This is a genomic window from Streptomyces sp. M41(2017) (assembly GCF_002078175.1).
GTDB lineage: Bacteria > Actinomycetota > Actinomycetes > Streptomycetales > Streptomycetaceae > Streptomyces.
In genome coordinates, this window is record NZ_MWFK01000001.1 from 937795 (window position 1) to 952689 (window position 14895).

General features: G+C 73.6%; 13 protein-coding genes. 7 read left to right on the plus strand and 6 right to left on the minus strand.

Annotated features, from left to right (window positions below; genetic code table 11):
* Positions 1–9 precede the first annotated feature (9 nt).
* From B0675_RS04160 to rbsD, 4 genes are all read left to right on the plus strand, one after another.
* The gene (locus B0675_RS04160; RefSeq protein ID WP_081221575.1) at positions 10–1572 is read left to right on the plus strand and encodes a sugar ABC transporter ATP-binding protein; all 1563 of its coding nucleotides are present in this window, start codon (positions 10–12) and stop codon (positions 1570–1572) included.
* Positions 1562–3514: a substrate-binding domain-containing protein gene (locus tag B0675_RS04165; protein ID WP_081217374.1), complete on the plus strand. Its 1953-nt coding sequence runs from the start codon at positions 1562–1564 to the stop codon at positions 3512–3514. The genes B0675_RS04160 and B0675_RS04165 overlap by 11 nt, the downstream gene beginning before the upstream one ends.
* 91 nt (positions 3515–3605) lie before the next feature.
* The gene (locus tag B0675_RS04170) at positions 3606–4508 is read left to right on the plus strand and encodes a ribokinase (protein ID WP_081217375.1); all 903 of its coding nucleotides are present in this window, start codon (positions 3606–3608) and stop codon (positions 4506–4508) included.
* Complete coding sequence (gene rbsD / locus B0675_RS04175) at positions 4505–4894, plus strand: D-ribose pyranase (protein ID WP_081217376.1); 390 nt, start codon at positions 4505–4507, stop codon at positions 4892–4894. The genes B0675_RS04170 and rbsD overlap by 4 nt, the downstream gene beginning before the upstream one ends.
* A 233-nt stretch (positions 4895–5127) precedes the next feature.
* On the opposite strand, the gene B0675_RS04180 is transcribed toward rbsD, so the two are convergent.
* Genes B0675_RS04180 through B0675_RS04190 form a run of 3 tightly spaced genes read right to left on the minus strand, consistent with a single transcriptional unit; the run spans position 5128 to position 8260 of the window.
* Entirely contained in the window at positions 5128–5958 is an 831-nt protein-coding gene (locus tag B0675_RS04180; protein ID WP_081217377.1) for a sugar phosphate isomerase/epimerase family protein, read from the minus strand.
* A complete protein-coding gene (locus B0675_RS04185) occupies positions 5955–7112 on the minus strand; it encodes a dihydrodipicolinate synthase family protein (RefSeq protein ID WP_081217378.1) in 1158 nt (385 codons plus the stop codon). The genes B0675_RS04180 and B0675_RS04185 overlap by 4 nt, the downstream gene beginning before the upstream one ends.
* Positions 7109–8260: a Gfo/Idh/MocA family oxidoreductase gene (locus B0675_RS04190; RefSeq protein ID WP_081217379.1), complete on the minus strand. Its 1152-nt coding sequence runs from the start codon at positions 8258–8260 to the stop codon at positions 7109–7111. Before B0675_RS04190 ends, B0675_RS04185 begins: the two co-directional genes overlap by 4 nt.
* Before the next feature lie 307 nt (positions 8261–8567).
* On the opposite strand from B0675_RS04190, the gene B0675_RS04195 reads away from it, so the two are divergent.
* Positions 8568–9617, plus strand: a complete 1050-nt coding sequence (locus B0675_RS04195) for a LacI family DNA-binding transcriptional regulator (RefSeq protein ID WP_081217380.1) — start codon at positions 8568–8570, stop codon at positions 9615–9617.
* Between the two features lie 418 nt (positions 9618–10035).
* Entirely contained in the window at positions 10036–10866 is an 831-nt protein-coding gene (locus tag B0675_RS04200; protein WP_081217381.1) for a sugar phosphate isomerase/epimerase family protein, read from the plus strand.
* A gap of 71 nt (positions 10867–10937) precedes the next feature.
* Here the strand turns inward: B0675_RS04200 and B0675_RS04205 are convergent, their stop codons facing one another.
* A complete protein-coding gene (locus B0675_RS04205; protein ID WP_081217382.1) occupies positions 10938–11606 on the minus strand; it encodes an alpha/beta hydrolase in 669 nt (222 codons plus the stop codon).
* A gap of 50 nt (positions 11607–11656) precedes the next feature.
* Here B0675_RS04205 and B0675_RS04210 point away from each other — a divergent pair, with 50 nt between their 5' ends.
* Entirely contained in the window at positions 11657–12613 is a 957-nt protein-coding gene (locus B0675_RS04210) for a LysR family transcriptional regulator (protein WP_241539692.1), read from the plus strand.
* 9 nt (positions 12614–12622) lie between these two features.
* On the opposite strand, the gene B0675_RS04215 is transcribed toward B0675_RS04210, so the two are convergent.
* Together B0675_RS04215 and B0675_RS04220 are read right to left on the minus strand one after the other, a co-directional pair.
* On the minus strand, positions 12623–13888 hold the full coding sequence (locus tag B0675_RS04215; protein ID WP_081217384.1) for a Gfo/Idh/MocA family oxidoreductase: 1266 nt from the start codon (positions 13886–13888) through the stop codon (positions 12623–12625).
* A complete protein-coding gene (locus B0675_RS04220) occupies positions 13885–14850 on the minus strand; it encodes an EamA family transporter (protein WP_081217385.1) in 966 nt (321 codons plus the stop codon). Before B0675_RS04220 ends, B0675_RS04215 begins: the two co-directional genes overlap by 4 nt.
* Between the last annotated feature and the right edge of the window lie 45 nt (positions 14851–14895).

Sequence of the window (14895 nt, forward strand, 5' to 3'; positions counted from 1 at the left end):
GACCAGGACGTGAGCGGCCAGGACGCGTTGCTGCGCATCGAGGGCATACGCAAGACCTTTCCCGGCGTGGTCGCGCTCGACAGCGTCGACTTCGACCTGCGCCGCGGCGAGGTGCACGTGCTGCTCGGCGAGAACGGCGCGGGCAAGAGCACGCTGATCAAGATGCTCTCCGGCGCCTACCGGCCCGACGCGGGACGCGTCCTCGTCGACGGCGAGGAGGTGCGCATCCACGGCGCCCAGGACTCCGAGCGGCTCGGGATCGCCACCATCTACCAGGAGTTCAACCTCGTCCCCGATCTGACGGTCGCCGAGAACATCTTCCTGGGCCGGCAGCCGCGCCGCTTCGGGCTGATCGACCGCAAGAGGATGGAGGCGGACGCCGCGGCGCTCCTGGAGCGCGTCGGCGTGAACGTGTCCCCCCGCGCGCGGGTGCGTGAACTGGGCGTCGCCCGGCTCCAGATGGTGGAGATCGCCAAGGCGCTGAGCCTGGACGCCCGTGTCCTGATCATGGACGAGCCGACCGCCGTGCTCACCTCGGGGGAGGTCGACAAGCTCTTCCGGATCGTGCGCAGGCTGCGCGAGGACGGTGTCGGCGTCGTCTTCATCACCCACCACCTGGACGAGATCGCCGCCCTCGGCGACCGGGTCACGGTCATCCGCGACGGCCGGAGCGTCGGTCAGGTGCCCGCCTCCACGCCCGAGGACGAACTCGTCCGCCTCATGGTCGGACGCTCCATCGAGCAGCAGTATCCGCGTGAACGGGCGGACGCCGGCGACGCGTTGCTGACCGTCGAGGGGCTCACCCGGGACGGGGTGTTCCACGACGTGAGTTTCGAGGTGCGGGCCGGTGAGGTCGTCGGCATCGCGGGGCTCGTGGGCGCGGGCCGCACCGAGGTGGTCCGGGCCGTCTTCGGCGCCGATCCCTACGACCGGGGTTCCGTGAAGGTGGCCGGGGCAGGTCTGCGGCGGGGCGACGTGAACGCGGCCATGGAGGCCGGCATCGGGCTCGTGCCCGAGGACCGCAAGGGCCAGGGCCTCCTCCTGGACGCTTCCGTCGAGGAGAACCTCGGCCTGGTCACGCTGCGCTCCGCGACCCACGGCGGGCTCGTCGACCTCAAGGGCCAGCGGGCCGCGGCGGCGCGGATCGCCGGGCAGCTCGGTGTCCGGATGGCCGGGCTCGGCCAGCACGTGCGCACCCTGTCCGGCGGCAACCAGCAGAAGGTCGTCATCGGCAAGTGGCTGCTCGCCGACACGAAGGTGCTGATCCTCGACGAGCCGACGCGGGGCATCGACGTCGGCGCCAAGGTCGAGATCTACCAGCTCGTCAACGAACTGACGGCCGCGGGTGCCGCCGTCCTGATGATCTCCAGCGATCTGCCCGAGGTCCTCGGCATGAGCGACCGGGTCCTCGTGATGGCCCAGGGCCGGATCGCGGGCGAACTCACCGCGGACGGGGCGACCCAGGACTCCGTGATGGCCCTGGCCGTCAGCACGCCCCCCACCGCGCACCCGAACGACACCACGAACGACTCCACGAACGAGAACGACAAGGAGGCCCCCCGTGGCCACTGACACGCAACCGAGCACAGCGGGCACGAGCGGCGCCTCCGCGGTCCGCCGCCTGCTGCTCGACAACGGGGCGCTCACCGCGCTCATCGTCCTCGTCATCGCGATGTCGGCCCTGTCCGGGGACTTCCTGACGACGGACAACCTGCTGAACATCGGAGTCCAGGCGGCCGTCACCGCCATCCTCGCGTTCGGCGTGACCTTCGTGATCGTCTCGGCGGGCATCGACCTGTCGGTCGGCTCGGTCGCCGCCCTGTCGGCCACCGTCCTCGCCTGGACGGCGACATCACAGGGCATACCGGTCTGGATCGCGGTGCTCCTCGCGGTCGCCACCGGCATCGCCTGCGGCCTGGTCAACGGCGTGCTGATCTCGTACGGGAAACTGCCGCCCTTCATCGCGACGCTGGCCATGCTGTCGGTGGGCCGCGGTCTGTCGCTGGTGATCTCGCAGGGCAGCCCGATCGCCTTCCCCGACTCGGTCTCGCACCTCGGTGACACGCTCGGCGGCTGGCTGCCGGTGCCGGTCCTGGTCATGGCCGTCATGGGCCTGATCACGGCCGTGATCCTCGGCCGTACGTACATCGGCCGGTCCATGTACGCGATCGGCGGCAACGAGGAGGCCGCGCGCCTGTCGGGCCTGCGGGTCAAGAAGCAGAAGCTCGCGATCTACGCCCTCTCCGGCCTGTTCGCCGCCGCCGCGGGCATCGTGCTCGCCTCCCGGCTGTCCTCCGCGCAGCCGCAGGCCGCGCAGGGCTACGAACTCGACGCCATCGCGGCCGTCGTCATCGGCGGCGCCTCGCTGGCCGGCGGCACCGGCAAGGCGTCCGGCACGCTCATCGGCGCGCTGATCCTCGCGGTCCTGCGCAACGGCCTCAACCTCCTGTCGGTCTCGGCGTTCTGGCAGCAGGTCGTCATCGGTGTGGTGATCGCGCTGGCCGTGCTGCTCGACACCGTGCGGCGCAAGGCCGGGGCGACTCCGGTCGCCGGCGGGGGTGCCTCGGGCGGGGACCGGCGCAAGCAGGCGGCGACGTACGTCATCGCGGCCGTGGTCGCGGCGGCTGTCGTCGGCGCGATGTCCTTCGTGCACGGCGGTTCGTCCACCTCGACGACGCAGAAGGTCGGCCTGTCGCTCTCCACGCTGAACAACCCGTTCTTCGTGCAGATCAAGGCGGGCGCGCAGCAGGAGGCGAAGAGGCGCGGGGTGGACCTGACCGTCACCGACGCGCAGAACGACGCCTCGCAGCAGGCCAACCAGCTGCAGAACTTCACCAGTTCGGGGCTGGGCTCGATCATCGTGAACCCGGTGGACTCGGACGCGGCGGGCCCCTCGGTCCGTTCGGCGAACAAGGCGGACATCCCCGTCGTGGGCGTCGACCGGGGTGTCAACAAGGCGAAGACGGCGGCTCTCGTCGCCTCCGACAACGTGGCGGGCGGCAAGCTGGGCGCGAAGGCGCTGGCCGAGAAGCTGGGCGGCAAGGGCAGGATCGTGATCCTCCAGGGTCTGGCCGGCACGTCCGCGAGCCGTGAGCGCGGGGCGGGCTTCGCCGAGGGTCTGAAGGCGTACCCCGGCATCAAGGTCGTCGCCCGGCAGCCGGCGGACTTCGACCGCACCAAGGGCCTGGACGTGATGACGAACCTGCTCCAGGCGCACCCCGACGTCGACGGCGTCTTCGCCGAGAACGACGAGATGGCGCTCGGCGCGGTCAAGGCGCTCGGTTCGAAGGCCGGGAAGTCGGTCTCGGTCATCGGCTTCGACGGCACGCCCGACGGCCTGAAGGCGGTCTCCGCGGGAACGCTGTACGCGTCCGTCGCCCAGCAGCCGAAGGAGCTCGGCCGGATCGCGGTGGACAACGCGCTGCGGGCCGCCGAGGGCAAGAAGGTCCAGGAGACGGTGAAGGTGCCGGTGAAGGTCGTCACGAAGGAGAACGTCGCCGGGTTCGGCGGCTGACACCGGACCGGGGGCGGCGGGCCGGCACCTGCCGGCCCGCCCCCCGGTCCCGCGCACATCGGCTCGACTCATCTCTGCAGGGAGACAGTTCATGTACGACTACGACCTCCTGGTCGTGGGATCGGCCAACGCCGACCTGGTGGTCCGGGTCGAGCGGCGGCCGGCGACGGGCGAGACGGTGCTCGGCTCCGATCTCGTCGTCCACCCGGGCGGAAAGGGCGCCAACCAGGCGGTCGCCGCCGCCCGGCTCGGGGCGCGCACGGCGCTTCTCGCCCGGGTCGGCGACGACGGCCACGGACGGCTGCTGCTCGACGCGCAGCGCGCGGCCGGCGTCGACACCGTCGGCGTCCTCGTCGGCGGCGCTCCGACCGGGGTCGCGCTGATCACGGTGGATCCCTCCGGGGACAACAGCATCGTGGTGTCGCCGGGTGCCAACGGCCGGCTCGCCCCGGAGGACGTCCGGGCCGCCGGGAGCCTCTTCCACGCGTCCCGGGTGGTGTCGGCCCAGCTGGAGATCCCGCTGGAGACGGTCGTGGAGGTCGTACGGAGTCTCGCGGAGGGCGGTCGTCTCGTGCTGAACCCGTCGCCGCCGCGTCCGCTGCCCTCCGAGGTGCTCGCCGCGTGCGACCCGCTGATCGTGAACGAGCACGAGGCACGGGTGATCGCCGGGGACGGTCTCGGGGACTCCCCCGAGGACTGGGCGACGGCGCTGCTCGCGCTCGGCCCGCGGTCGGTGGTCGTCACGCTGGGCGCGGCGGGCGCGCTGGTGGCGGAGCGGGCCGGCGCCCGGATCCGGGTGCCGTCGGTGCGGGTCGCGGCCGTGGACACGACGGGAGCGGGCGACGCCTTCACCGCCGCGCTGGCCTGGCGGCTGGGGTGCGGGGAGTCGCTGACGGAGGCCGCCGGGTACGCGGCCCGGGTCGGTGCCGCCGCGGTCACCCGGGCCGGGGCGCAGGAGTCGTTCCCGACCGCCGAGGAGGTGGCCGCGCTGTGAAGCGGTCCGGAATCCTGAACCGTCATCTGGCGGGCGCGCTCGCGGAGTTGGGTCACGGGGACGGGGTGCTGGTGTGTGACGCGGGGATGCCGATCCCGGCGGGGCCGCGCGTCGTCGACCTGGCGTTCCGGGCGGGTGTGCCGTCCTTCGCGGAGGTGCTGGACGGGCTGCTGGCCGAGCTGGTGGTGGAGAGCGGGACGGCGGCGCGCGAGGTGCGGGAGGCGAACCCGGCGACGGCGGACCTGCTGGAGGCGCGGGTGCCCGGTCTCGTCCTGGTCGGGCACGAGGAGCTGAAGTCGCTGTCGGCGGGTGCGCGGCTCGTGGTCCGCACGGGTGAGGCCCGGCCGTACGCGAACGTGCTGCTGCGCTGCGGGGTCTTCTTCTGATCCGCCGGTCCGCGCGCTCCGCGCCGGAGCGGCCCGCCCGGGTGCGGTGCGGTGCGGAAAAGTTTCGAGGGGCCCGGTCCGTCGACCGGGCCCCTCGGCTTTCCCCTCCGTATCAGAACCCCGCGATCCCCCCAGATCCCCCTCCAGGTGTCCTGATGCCAAGTACGACCCGCGAGGTGCGGGAAGGGTTGCACGAACTTCTGAAGATTTTTTCCCGGGGGTCGGATCCGGGGTCAGACGGCGTGCTCCAGGTACCGTGCGGACGTCTCGGCCAGCACCTCGTGGCCGTCCCGGGCCCACAGGACGTCGTTGAAGAGTTCGACCTCGATCGGCCCCGTGTACCCGGCCGCCTCCACGTACCCGCGCCACTCCCGGAAGTCGATCGAGCCGTCTCCCAGCTGGCCGCGGCCGTTGAGGACGCCCTCCGGCAGCGGCGTGGTCCAGTCGGCGAGCTGGAAGGCGTGGATGCGGCCGGAGGCGCCCGCGCGGGCGATCTGGGCGGGGGCGGTGTCGTCCCACCAGAGGTGGTACGTGTCGACGGTGACGCCGACCTGCTCGGCCGGGAAGCGTTCGGCGAGGTCGAGTGCCTGCGCGAGGGTGGAGACCACGCAGCGGTCGGCGGCGTACATCGGGTGGAGCGGTTCGACGGCGAGCCGCACACCTCGCGCGGCGGCGTACGGGCCCAGTTCGGCGAGGGCGTCGGCGATGCGTTCCCGGGCGCCGTGCAGGTCCTTCGAGCCGGCCGGGAGTCCGCCCGACACCAGGACGAGGGTGTCCGTGCCCAGGGTCGCCGCCTCGTCGACCGCGGCGCGGTTGTCGTCCAGGGCGTTCGCCCGCCCGGCCGGGTCGAGGGCGGTGAGGAAGCCGCCCCGGCACAGGCTGGTGACCGTCAGGCCCGCGTCACGGACCAGAGCGGCGGCCGCCTCCACCCCGTGGGCGCGCACGGGTTCGCGCCACAGGCCCACACCCCCGACGCCGAGTGTCAGGCAGGACTTCACGAGGTCGGGCAGGGAGAGCTGCTTGACCGTCATCTGGTTGACGGAGAACCGGGCGAGGCTGTTCATGAGGTCACTCCGTACACGGCCAGCAGGCTCTTCATCCGGGTCTCGGCGCGCGACGGGTCCGGGAACAGGCCGAGTCCGTCGGCCAGTTCGTAGGCGCGGGCCAGGTGCGGCAGGGAGCGCGCCGACTGGAGTCCGCCCACCATCGTGAAGTGCTCCTGGTGGCCGGCGAGCCAGGCCAGCAGGACGACGCCGGTCTTGTAGAAGCGGGTCGGGTGCTCGAAGAGATGACGGGACAACTCGACCGTGGGATCGAGGAGTTCGCGGAATCCCTTGACGTCTCCGGTGTCCAGGACGCGGACGGCCCGTGCGGCGGCCGGTCCGAGCGGGTCGAAGATGCCGAGCAGCGCGTGGCTGAAGCCCTGTTCGTCACCCGCGATCAGCTCGGGGTAGTTGAAGTCGTCGCCGGTGTAGCAGCGGACGCCGTCCGGGAGGCGGCGGCGCAGGTCGACCTCGCGCCGGGCGTCCAGCAGGGACACCTTGATGCCGTCCACCTTGTCCGGGTGGGCGGCGATCACCTCCAGGAACGCCTCGGTCGCCGCGTCCAGGTCGCCGGATCCCCAGTAGCCCTCCAGGGCCGGGTCGAACATCGGGCCCAGCCAGTGCAGGATCACCGGATCGGCGGCCTGCCGCAGCAGGTGGCCGTAGACGTCGAGGTAGTCCTCGGGTCCGGCGGCGGTCGCGGCGAGCGCCCGGGAGGCCATCAGGATCGCCCGCGCGCCCGACCCCTCGACGAGGGCGAGCTGTTCCTCGTAGGCGGCCCGGACCTCGTCGAGGGTGGCGGGACCGGTGAGCTGGTCGGTGCCGACACCGCAGGCGATGGCGCCGCCGGTGGCGCGCGCCTCGGCGGCGGAGCGGCGGACGAGCTCGGCCGCGGTGGACCAGTCGAGGCCCATGCCGCGCTGCGCGGTGTCCATGGCCTCGGCGACGCCGAGGCCGTGGGACCACAGGTGGCGGCGGAAGGCGAGGGTGGCGTCCCAGTCGACGGAGGCGGGCGCGCCGGGCGATACGTCGGCGTACGGGTCGGCGACGACGTGGGCGGCCGAGAAGACCGTGCGGGAGGCGAGGGGCGCGCCGTCGGGGAGCACGACGAGGGGGTCGGTGCGCGGCTCGTAGGACCGCAACCGTCCGTCGGTGCCGGGGAGTCGGATGGTCACAGCGTGATCTCCGGTACGGCGAGACGGCGGCCCTCGGCCGAGGAGCGCAGGCCCAGTTCGGCGAGCTGCACGCCACGGGCGCCCGCGAGGAGGTCCCAGCGGTAGGGGGCGTCGGCGTACACGTGCCGCAGGAACAGCTCCCACTGGGCCTTGAAGCCGTTGTCGAACTCGGCGTTGTCGGGCACCTCCTGCCACTGGTCGCGGAAGGAGTAGGTGGCGGGGATGTCGGGGTTCCAGACCGGCTTCGGTGTCGTGCCGCGGTGCTGGACGCGGCAGTTGCGCAGTCCCGCGACGGCGGATCCCTCCGTGCCGTCGACCTGGAACTCGACGAGTTCGTCGCGGTGGACGCGCACGGCCCAGGAGGAGTTGATCTGGGCGATCGCGCCGCCCTCCAGCTCGAAGATGCCGTAGGCGGCGTCGTCGGCGGTGGCGTCGTAGGGCTTGTCCCGCTCGTCCCAGCGCTGGGGGACGTGGGTGGCGGTGAGTGCCTGCACCGAGGTGACCCGGCCGAACAGCTCGTGCAGGACGTACTCCCAGTGCGGGAACATGTCGACGACGATGCCGCCGCCGTCCTCGGAGCGGTAGTTCCAGGAGGGCCGCTGGGCCTGCTGCCAGTCGCCCTCGAAGACCCAGTAGCCGAACTCCCCGCGGACGGACAGGATGCGGCCGAAGAAGCCGCCGTCGATCAGCCGCTTGAGCTTGAGCAGGCCGGGGAGGAAGAGCTTGTCCTGGACGACGCCGTGCCGGACGCCGGCCGCGTGGGCGAGCCGGGCCAGGGCGAGCGCCCCGTCGAGCCCGGTGGAGGTCGGCTTCTCGGTGTAGATGTGCTTGCCCGCGGCGACGGCCCTGCGCAGGGCCTCCTCGCGGGCGGAGGTGACCTGGGCGTCGAAGTAGATCTCGACGTCGGGGTCGGCGAGGACGGCGTCGAGGTCGGTCGACCAGTGGTCGAGACCGTGCCGTTCGGCGAGCGCCCGCAGGGCGGGCTCGCGGCGCCCGACGAGGACCGGCTCGGGCCACAGCACGGTGCCGTCGCCCAGGTCGAGGCCGCCCTGGTCGCGCAGGGCGAGGATCGAGCGGACGAGGTGCTGGCGGTAGCCCATGCGCCCCGTCACGCCGTTCATGGCGATGCGCACCGTCTTGCGTGTCACGTCGTTCCCTTCGTCCGCGTCAGGCGCCGCGCACACTCGGACGAGCATGACAGCAAGCGCTTTCTATGCGGTGAGAAGCTAGCCTCTGTTCACTGTTCGGGACAAGACCGTCGCCAGGTCGAGTTGTTCGAGGGGGCGAACGACGGGGGCCGTTGGCCGTATGGTCTGCACGAACCCCGACCACGGGAGGCGGCGCGTCCGGCCCCGCCCCCGTGTTCGACGCCGTTTCGACGAGGCATGACCAGGCACGACGACGTAGCCGCCGTACGACGAGGTACGACGGGACGCGCGACCGGAGGACGACGAGATGACGGTGACCCTGGCGGACGTGGCGGCCCGCGCGCAGGTCTCTCCCGCGACGGTGTCGCGCGTGCTGAACGGGAACTATCCCGTGGCCTCCTCCACGCGGGAGCGGGTGCTGCGCGCGGTCGACGAGCTGGACTACGTGCTGAACGGTCCCGCCAGTTCGCTGGCCGCCGCGACCTCCGACCTCGTCGGCGTCCTGGTCAACGACATCGCCGACCCCTTCTTCGGCATCATGGCCGCCGCGATCCAGTCCGAGATCGGCGGCCCCGGGGGGCGCGCGGGCGGGGAGCGGCTCGGGGTGGTGTGCAACACCGGCGGCTCCCCGGAGCGCGAACTCACCTACCTCACGCTCCTTCAGCGCCAACGCGCCGCCGCGGTCGTCCTCACCGGCGGCGCCATCGAGAACCCGGGGCACGCGGCCGCCGTCGCCGCGAAGCTGCGCCGGCTGGCGGAGGCGGGCACCCGGGTGGTGCTCTGCGGGCGGCCGCCCGCGCCGGACGCCCCGGACGCGATCGCGCTCACCTTCGACAACCGCGGCGGCGGCCGGCAGCTCACCGACCACCTGCTCGGCCTCGGCCACCGGCGGGTCGGGTACATCGCGGGCCCCGAGGAGCGCACGACGACGCGCCACCGGCTGGAGGGCCACCGTGCCGCGCTCGCCGCACACGGCGTCGAGGAGGATCCGCGGCTCACCGTGCACGGCCGCTACGACCGCCGTTCCGGGTACGAGGCGACCCTGGAACTCCTGCGCAGCGCACCGGAGTTGACCGCGGTCGTCGCCGCGAACGACACCGTGGCCCTGGGTGCCTGCGCGGCGCTGCGCGACTCCGGGCTGCGCATCCCGGACGACGTGTCCGTGGCGGGCTTCGACGACCTGCCTTTCAGCGTCGACGCCGTCCCCGCCCTCACGACCGTGCGCCTGCCGCTCTCCGAGGCGGGCGCCCGCGCCGGCCGCATCGCCATGAACCGCGAGGACCCTCCGCCGGGCGGGATCGCCACGGTCCGGGGCGAGTTGATGGTACGAGGGTCCACCGGGGCTCCCCGGGGGTGACTCCCCATCCCTCTCCACGGGAGGCCTCCCCGGCGTCCCGCGGGTGAGGTTCCCTCCGGCGTCCAGTGCCCCAGGTGTCCCGGGAGGCGGGGCTTCTCCCGGCACCTTCCCGGTATCCCGGATGTTGCGGGCCCCGGAGCTTGCCGCCCCCTCCGGTCCGCGTGTCGGTCTCACGGCTGCGCGCCTCGGCCGTGGGCCGTGGCCGGCGCCGCGGGACGGGTACCCGCGTCCGGGACCCGGCCGTCCCACCAGCCGCCGAACTTCGGTACAGGCGTGGAGAGTCCGGCGCCGTGCGGGGAGACCGGGGCGTCGCCGGCGGTGCGCCCCGGTCCGGGACCGGCCGTACCGGGACGGGTCCCGTCTCCCGGGGGCCGGGGCGGTCTTGGGTGTCCGTCGGGGAGGCCGTAGGGTCCCGGCCATGAAGCTGGCGTTCTCCACTCTCGGTGTGCCCGGGCTGCCCGTCGCGGACGTCGTGCGGCTGGCCGTCGCGCACGGCTATCAGGGCGTCGAACTGCGGGCGCACCCGGAGGAGCCCGTGCATCCCGGGATCGGGGCGGGTGAACGGGCCGCCGTGGCGGCGGAGTTCGCGGCGGGCGGGGTCGAGGTGCTCGGCGTCGCGGGCTACGCGCGGGTCGCGGAACCGGGCGACGACACGCCGGTGCTGCGCGAGATGCGCGAACTGACCGAACTGGCACGGGACGTGAACGCTCCGTTCGTCCGGGTCTTCCCCGGCGGCGATCCCGGAGCGAGCGCCGCGGAGTCGGACGCGACGGCCGCCCGGCGGCTCGGCACCGCGGCGGAGTACGCCGCCGGCCTCGGCGTGCGCATCCTGCTGGAGACCCACGACTCGCACCGCACCGGCGTGGACGCGATGCGGGTCCTCGGCCGGGTCGGCCATCACCACGTCGGCTCCCTGTGGGACGTGATGCACACCTGGCTCGGCGGCGAGGACCCCGACGAGACCTACCCGGCGCTGGCGCCGTTCCTCGGATACACGCAGGTCAAGGACATCGCGTCGGCCGGGGACACCACCCCGCTGGCGCTCGGCGCGGGGGTCCTCCCGCTCGGCGCGTGCGTGGACGTCCTCGTGCGGAACGGGTGGGACGGCTGGCTGTGCTGGGAGTACGAGAAGCGGTGGTACGAGCGGGCGGAGCCGCTGGAGGGGCTGCTGGGAGCGGGGCGCGAGCACCTCGCCCGGCTCGTCGCCGAGGCGGAGAAGCGGGCGACCGAGGCGGCGCAGCGGGCGTGAGGGCGGCCCGGCCCGCCGGATCCGGGACGAGAGGGGCCGGGACGTGACCCGGGCACGGGCAGCCGGGCGCGCTAGCCCGAGCGGCCGGTGAGCCGGACCGAACCGTCGAAGCACCAGTCCAGCACCGCCGGCCACGGCCCGTACCCGGCGTCCAGGTCCAAATGCCCGGCGCCGGGCAGGATCTCCGTGGGGATGCCCAGCGGGTCGCCGTAGACGGCGTCGGCACCCTCCGGGCAGTACGGGTCGTCGTCGCCTGCGACCAGCCGGACGGACCCGGGGAGTGCGTGCGCGTCGAGCCCGGCCGGGGTGAACGCGGCGATCTCCGGCAGACCGGCGAGGACGGAGGGCGAGGGCGGGGCGACCAGCAGCACCCTGTCGACGCCGTCCAGGCCCGGCAGCGCGCGGGCGACGGCGTGCAGCCACAGCACGGCGGAGGCGCTGTGCGCGAGGACCACCCGCTCGGTGCCCCGCAACGCGTCGAGGTGGCGGGCGAACTCGGCGAGCCACACGTCCGGGTCCGGCGTGTCGGGGTCCGGCAGCTGCGGGTACACGACGTGCTGCCCGCGTTCGCCGAGGCGGTCGGCCAGCAGGCGCTGCCAGTGGCCGGCGGGGCGGTGGTTCTGCCAGCCGTGCAGGATGAGGAACGAGCGCTCGCCGCCCGCGCCGTCCCGGGCGGTGAGCGGGGTGGCGGGCCGCTCGTCGGTGGTGGGCGGGGTCCCGCTCCGGTCGTCCGTGGTCATGGGCCGATCGTTTCCGACCGCGGGGCCATCGGTCCAGTTAATCTTTTCCGGTGGAACAGGTAAGCGAGACCTTCACCATGGATCTGCGTCGCCTGACCGTGCTGCGGGAGCTCCGGCGGCGGGGCAGCCTGGCCCGCACCGCCGAGGCCCTGCACCTCACGCCCTCCGCCGTCTCCCAGCAACTCGCCGCGCTCGCCCGCGAGGTGGGCGTGCCGCTGACCGAACGGGACGGCCGGGGCGTCCGGCTGACCGGGCAGGCCCGGGTGCTGCTGGCGCACGCCGATCTGATCGCGGCGCAACTGGAGCGCGCGCGGACCGACTTGGCCGCCTACGACGGAGGCGGCCGCGGAACGGTGACGGTCGGCTGCTTCTCCAGCGGCATCCTCGGTCTGCTCCCGGACACGCTGACGGCACTGGCGGACCGGCTGCCGCACGTGCGGATCGACGTCGTCGAGGCGGAGCCCCCGGACCTGTTCACCGCTCTGGACGCCGGGCAGGTCGACCTCGCCGTGGCCGTCGACTTCGCGGCCGCTCCCCCGCACACCGACCGGCGCTACCACCGTCTCGACCTGCTCCGGGACGTCCTGGACCTGGCGCTGCCGGCCGGTCACCGGCTCGCGGGCGGCGTCTCCGTCGACCTGCGCGAACTCGCCGGTGAGCCCTGGATCGTCGGCGACCCGGCCAGTTGCTGCGGCGCGGTGGCCCGCTCGGTCTGCGCCGCCGCCGGTTTCACCCCGGACGTCCGGCACGCGGTCGACGACTGGGGCGCCCTGGCCGCGCTGGTGGAGGCGGGCCGGGGGGTGGCCCTGGTCCCTCGGCTCGTCCGGCCGCTGTACGAGCACCGACGGCTCGCCCTGCTGGGCATCCTGGGCGCGCGGCCGTCCAGGAACGTGTTCGCGGCCGTGCGCGCGGGCGCGGAGTCCGATCCGGTACTGACCGCCGTGCGCGGTCAACTGCGCTCCACGGCGGCCGGGTTGGCGGACCGGGATTGCGCCGGACACCCGTGACGGCCGGGCCTAGACCATCTCCACGGTGCCGGCGTGCCGGGCGCGTTCGGCGGCCAGGACGGTGAGGTGGCTGGTGAGGGACTCGCGCGGGCCGGACTTCACCAGGCCGGGGTTCTTGGTGGCGACCGCGGTGACGAAGGCGTCCATCAGGCCGGCGTCGCCTCCGCCGTGCCCGCCCGCCGCGTCCATGCCGCCCGCGCGGCCGAGGTCGACGGCCTCCTCGGTCCGGGTGAGGAAGTCGTAGACGCTCACGTTCTCGCCGTCGCCGCGCAGTTCGCCCCGGGTGCCGAAGATCCGGGTCCGGCGGTCGGCCTGTTCGGTGAACGCCGTCATGGTGAAGGTGGCGGTGGCCCCGGAGGCGAACTCCATCGACACCACCTGGTGGTCGACCACGTCGTTGTCGCAGGCGTACACGCACCGCCCGTAGGGGCCCTCGCGCAGGGCCGTCTCCAGCGCCTCGGGCGTGAAGTCGTCGAGGAGCACGCTGAGCGGCCAGTGGTGTTCGCCGCGGGCGAGCCGGTCACCGTACTCGCGCCGGGCGGAGTAGGGGCAGTCGGGTTCCACCGAGCAGTCGAGGCAGCGGTCGGCCGCGCCCTCGGGCCGGTTCTCCGGACGGAAGTGCGAGAGGCGTCCGAAGCTGGAGACGCGGACGGGGGGTTGGCCGAGGACGTACTGCAGCCAGTCGATGTCGTGGCAGGACTTGGCCATCAGCATCGACGTCGCCTCCTGCGTGTTGCGCCAGTTGCCGCGCACGAAGGAGTGCGCCTGGTGCCAGAAGCCGACGGGTTCCAGGTGCTGGACGCTGACGACGTCGCCGAGCCGCCCGGAGTCGACGACCTCCTTCACGGCGCGGGTGTAGCGGGTGTAGCGCAGGACGTGCCCGACCGCGAGGGTCACCCCGGCGCGCTCGACGGCGTCGACGATCCGCCGGCACTCGTCCTCGGTGAGGGCCATCGGCTTCTCCAGCAGGATGTGGTAGCCGAGGGCGGCGAACCGCAGAACCGGTTCGAGGTGTTCGCGGTCGAGGGTGCAGATCAGGACGGCGTCGGCGATCCGGCCGCGCTCGGCGAGGTCCCGCCAGTCCCCGACGGCGGCGTCCGGCTCCAGGCCGTGGGCGGCGGCGAAGCGGCGCCGGCGCGTCTCACGGGGTTCGGCGACGGCCACGACGGTGGCCCGCCCGGGATGGTCCAGGGCCCAGCGCGCGTGGCCGGTCCCCCGGTCGCCGGCACCGACGACGGCGAGCGTGACGGCGGGGGCGGGGGCTTCGGAGGTCATGGGCGGACCGCTTTCCCGGTCGGGTCGCAGGCGCGGGGAGCGCTGTCCGTCGGGACGCTAACCGCCGGCGCCGGGCTCGACAAGAGCGCTGTGCGCGCCGCCCGGGCGGCCCGGGGTGTCCGTGAGGTGAGGGCGACCCCGCCCACCAGCAGGGCGGCGGACGCCCAGCGCAGCGGGCCGACGGACTCGCCGAGGAACAGGGCGGCCGACGACATCCCGAAGACCGGGACGAGCAGGGAGAAGGGGGCGACGGTGGACGCGGGATGCCGGTGCAGCAGCCAGCCCCAGGCGCCGAAACCGAAGACGGTGGTGATCCAGGCGACGTAGACGACGACTCCGACGCCCTGCCGGTCCAGGGCGCGCAGCGCGTCGAGGTCGCGGGAGGGCCCCTCGGTGAGCAGCGAGAGGCCGAGCAGCGGGAGGACGGGGACGGTGCTCACCCACACCATGAAGTTGAGCGGGTCGGGCGGGGACGCCTTACGGGTGAGGACGTTGGAGACACCCCAGCAGGCGGCCGCCGCGATGACCAGGGCGAAGGCGCCGAGCGGTCCTGCCGTGCCCTCGTCGACGGCGGCGAGGGCCACCCCGCACAGGGCCACCGCCATGCCCGCCACCCGGACGCGGGTGGGGCGTTCGCCGAGGAAGGCGAAGGCGAAGAGCGCGGTGAACACCGCCTGGATCTGGAGCACGAGGGAGGACAGGCCGGCGGGCATCCCGGCGTCCATGCCGATGAACAGCAGCCCGAACTTCGCGACGCCGAGGGCGAGTCCGACGGCCACGATCCACTTCCACGCCACCTTGGGGCGGCCCACGAGGAACACGGCGGGCAGGGCGGCCACCAGGAAGCGCAGGGCCGAGAAGAGGAGGGGCGGGAAGTGGTCGAGGCCGACCTCGATGACGGTGAAGTTCACGCCCCAGACGGCGGCGACGAGGACGGCGAGGGCGATGTGGGCGGGGCGCATGCGTCGAGCATCGGACGAACCCACCGTGTAGCACCAGCGCGGATG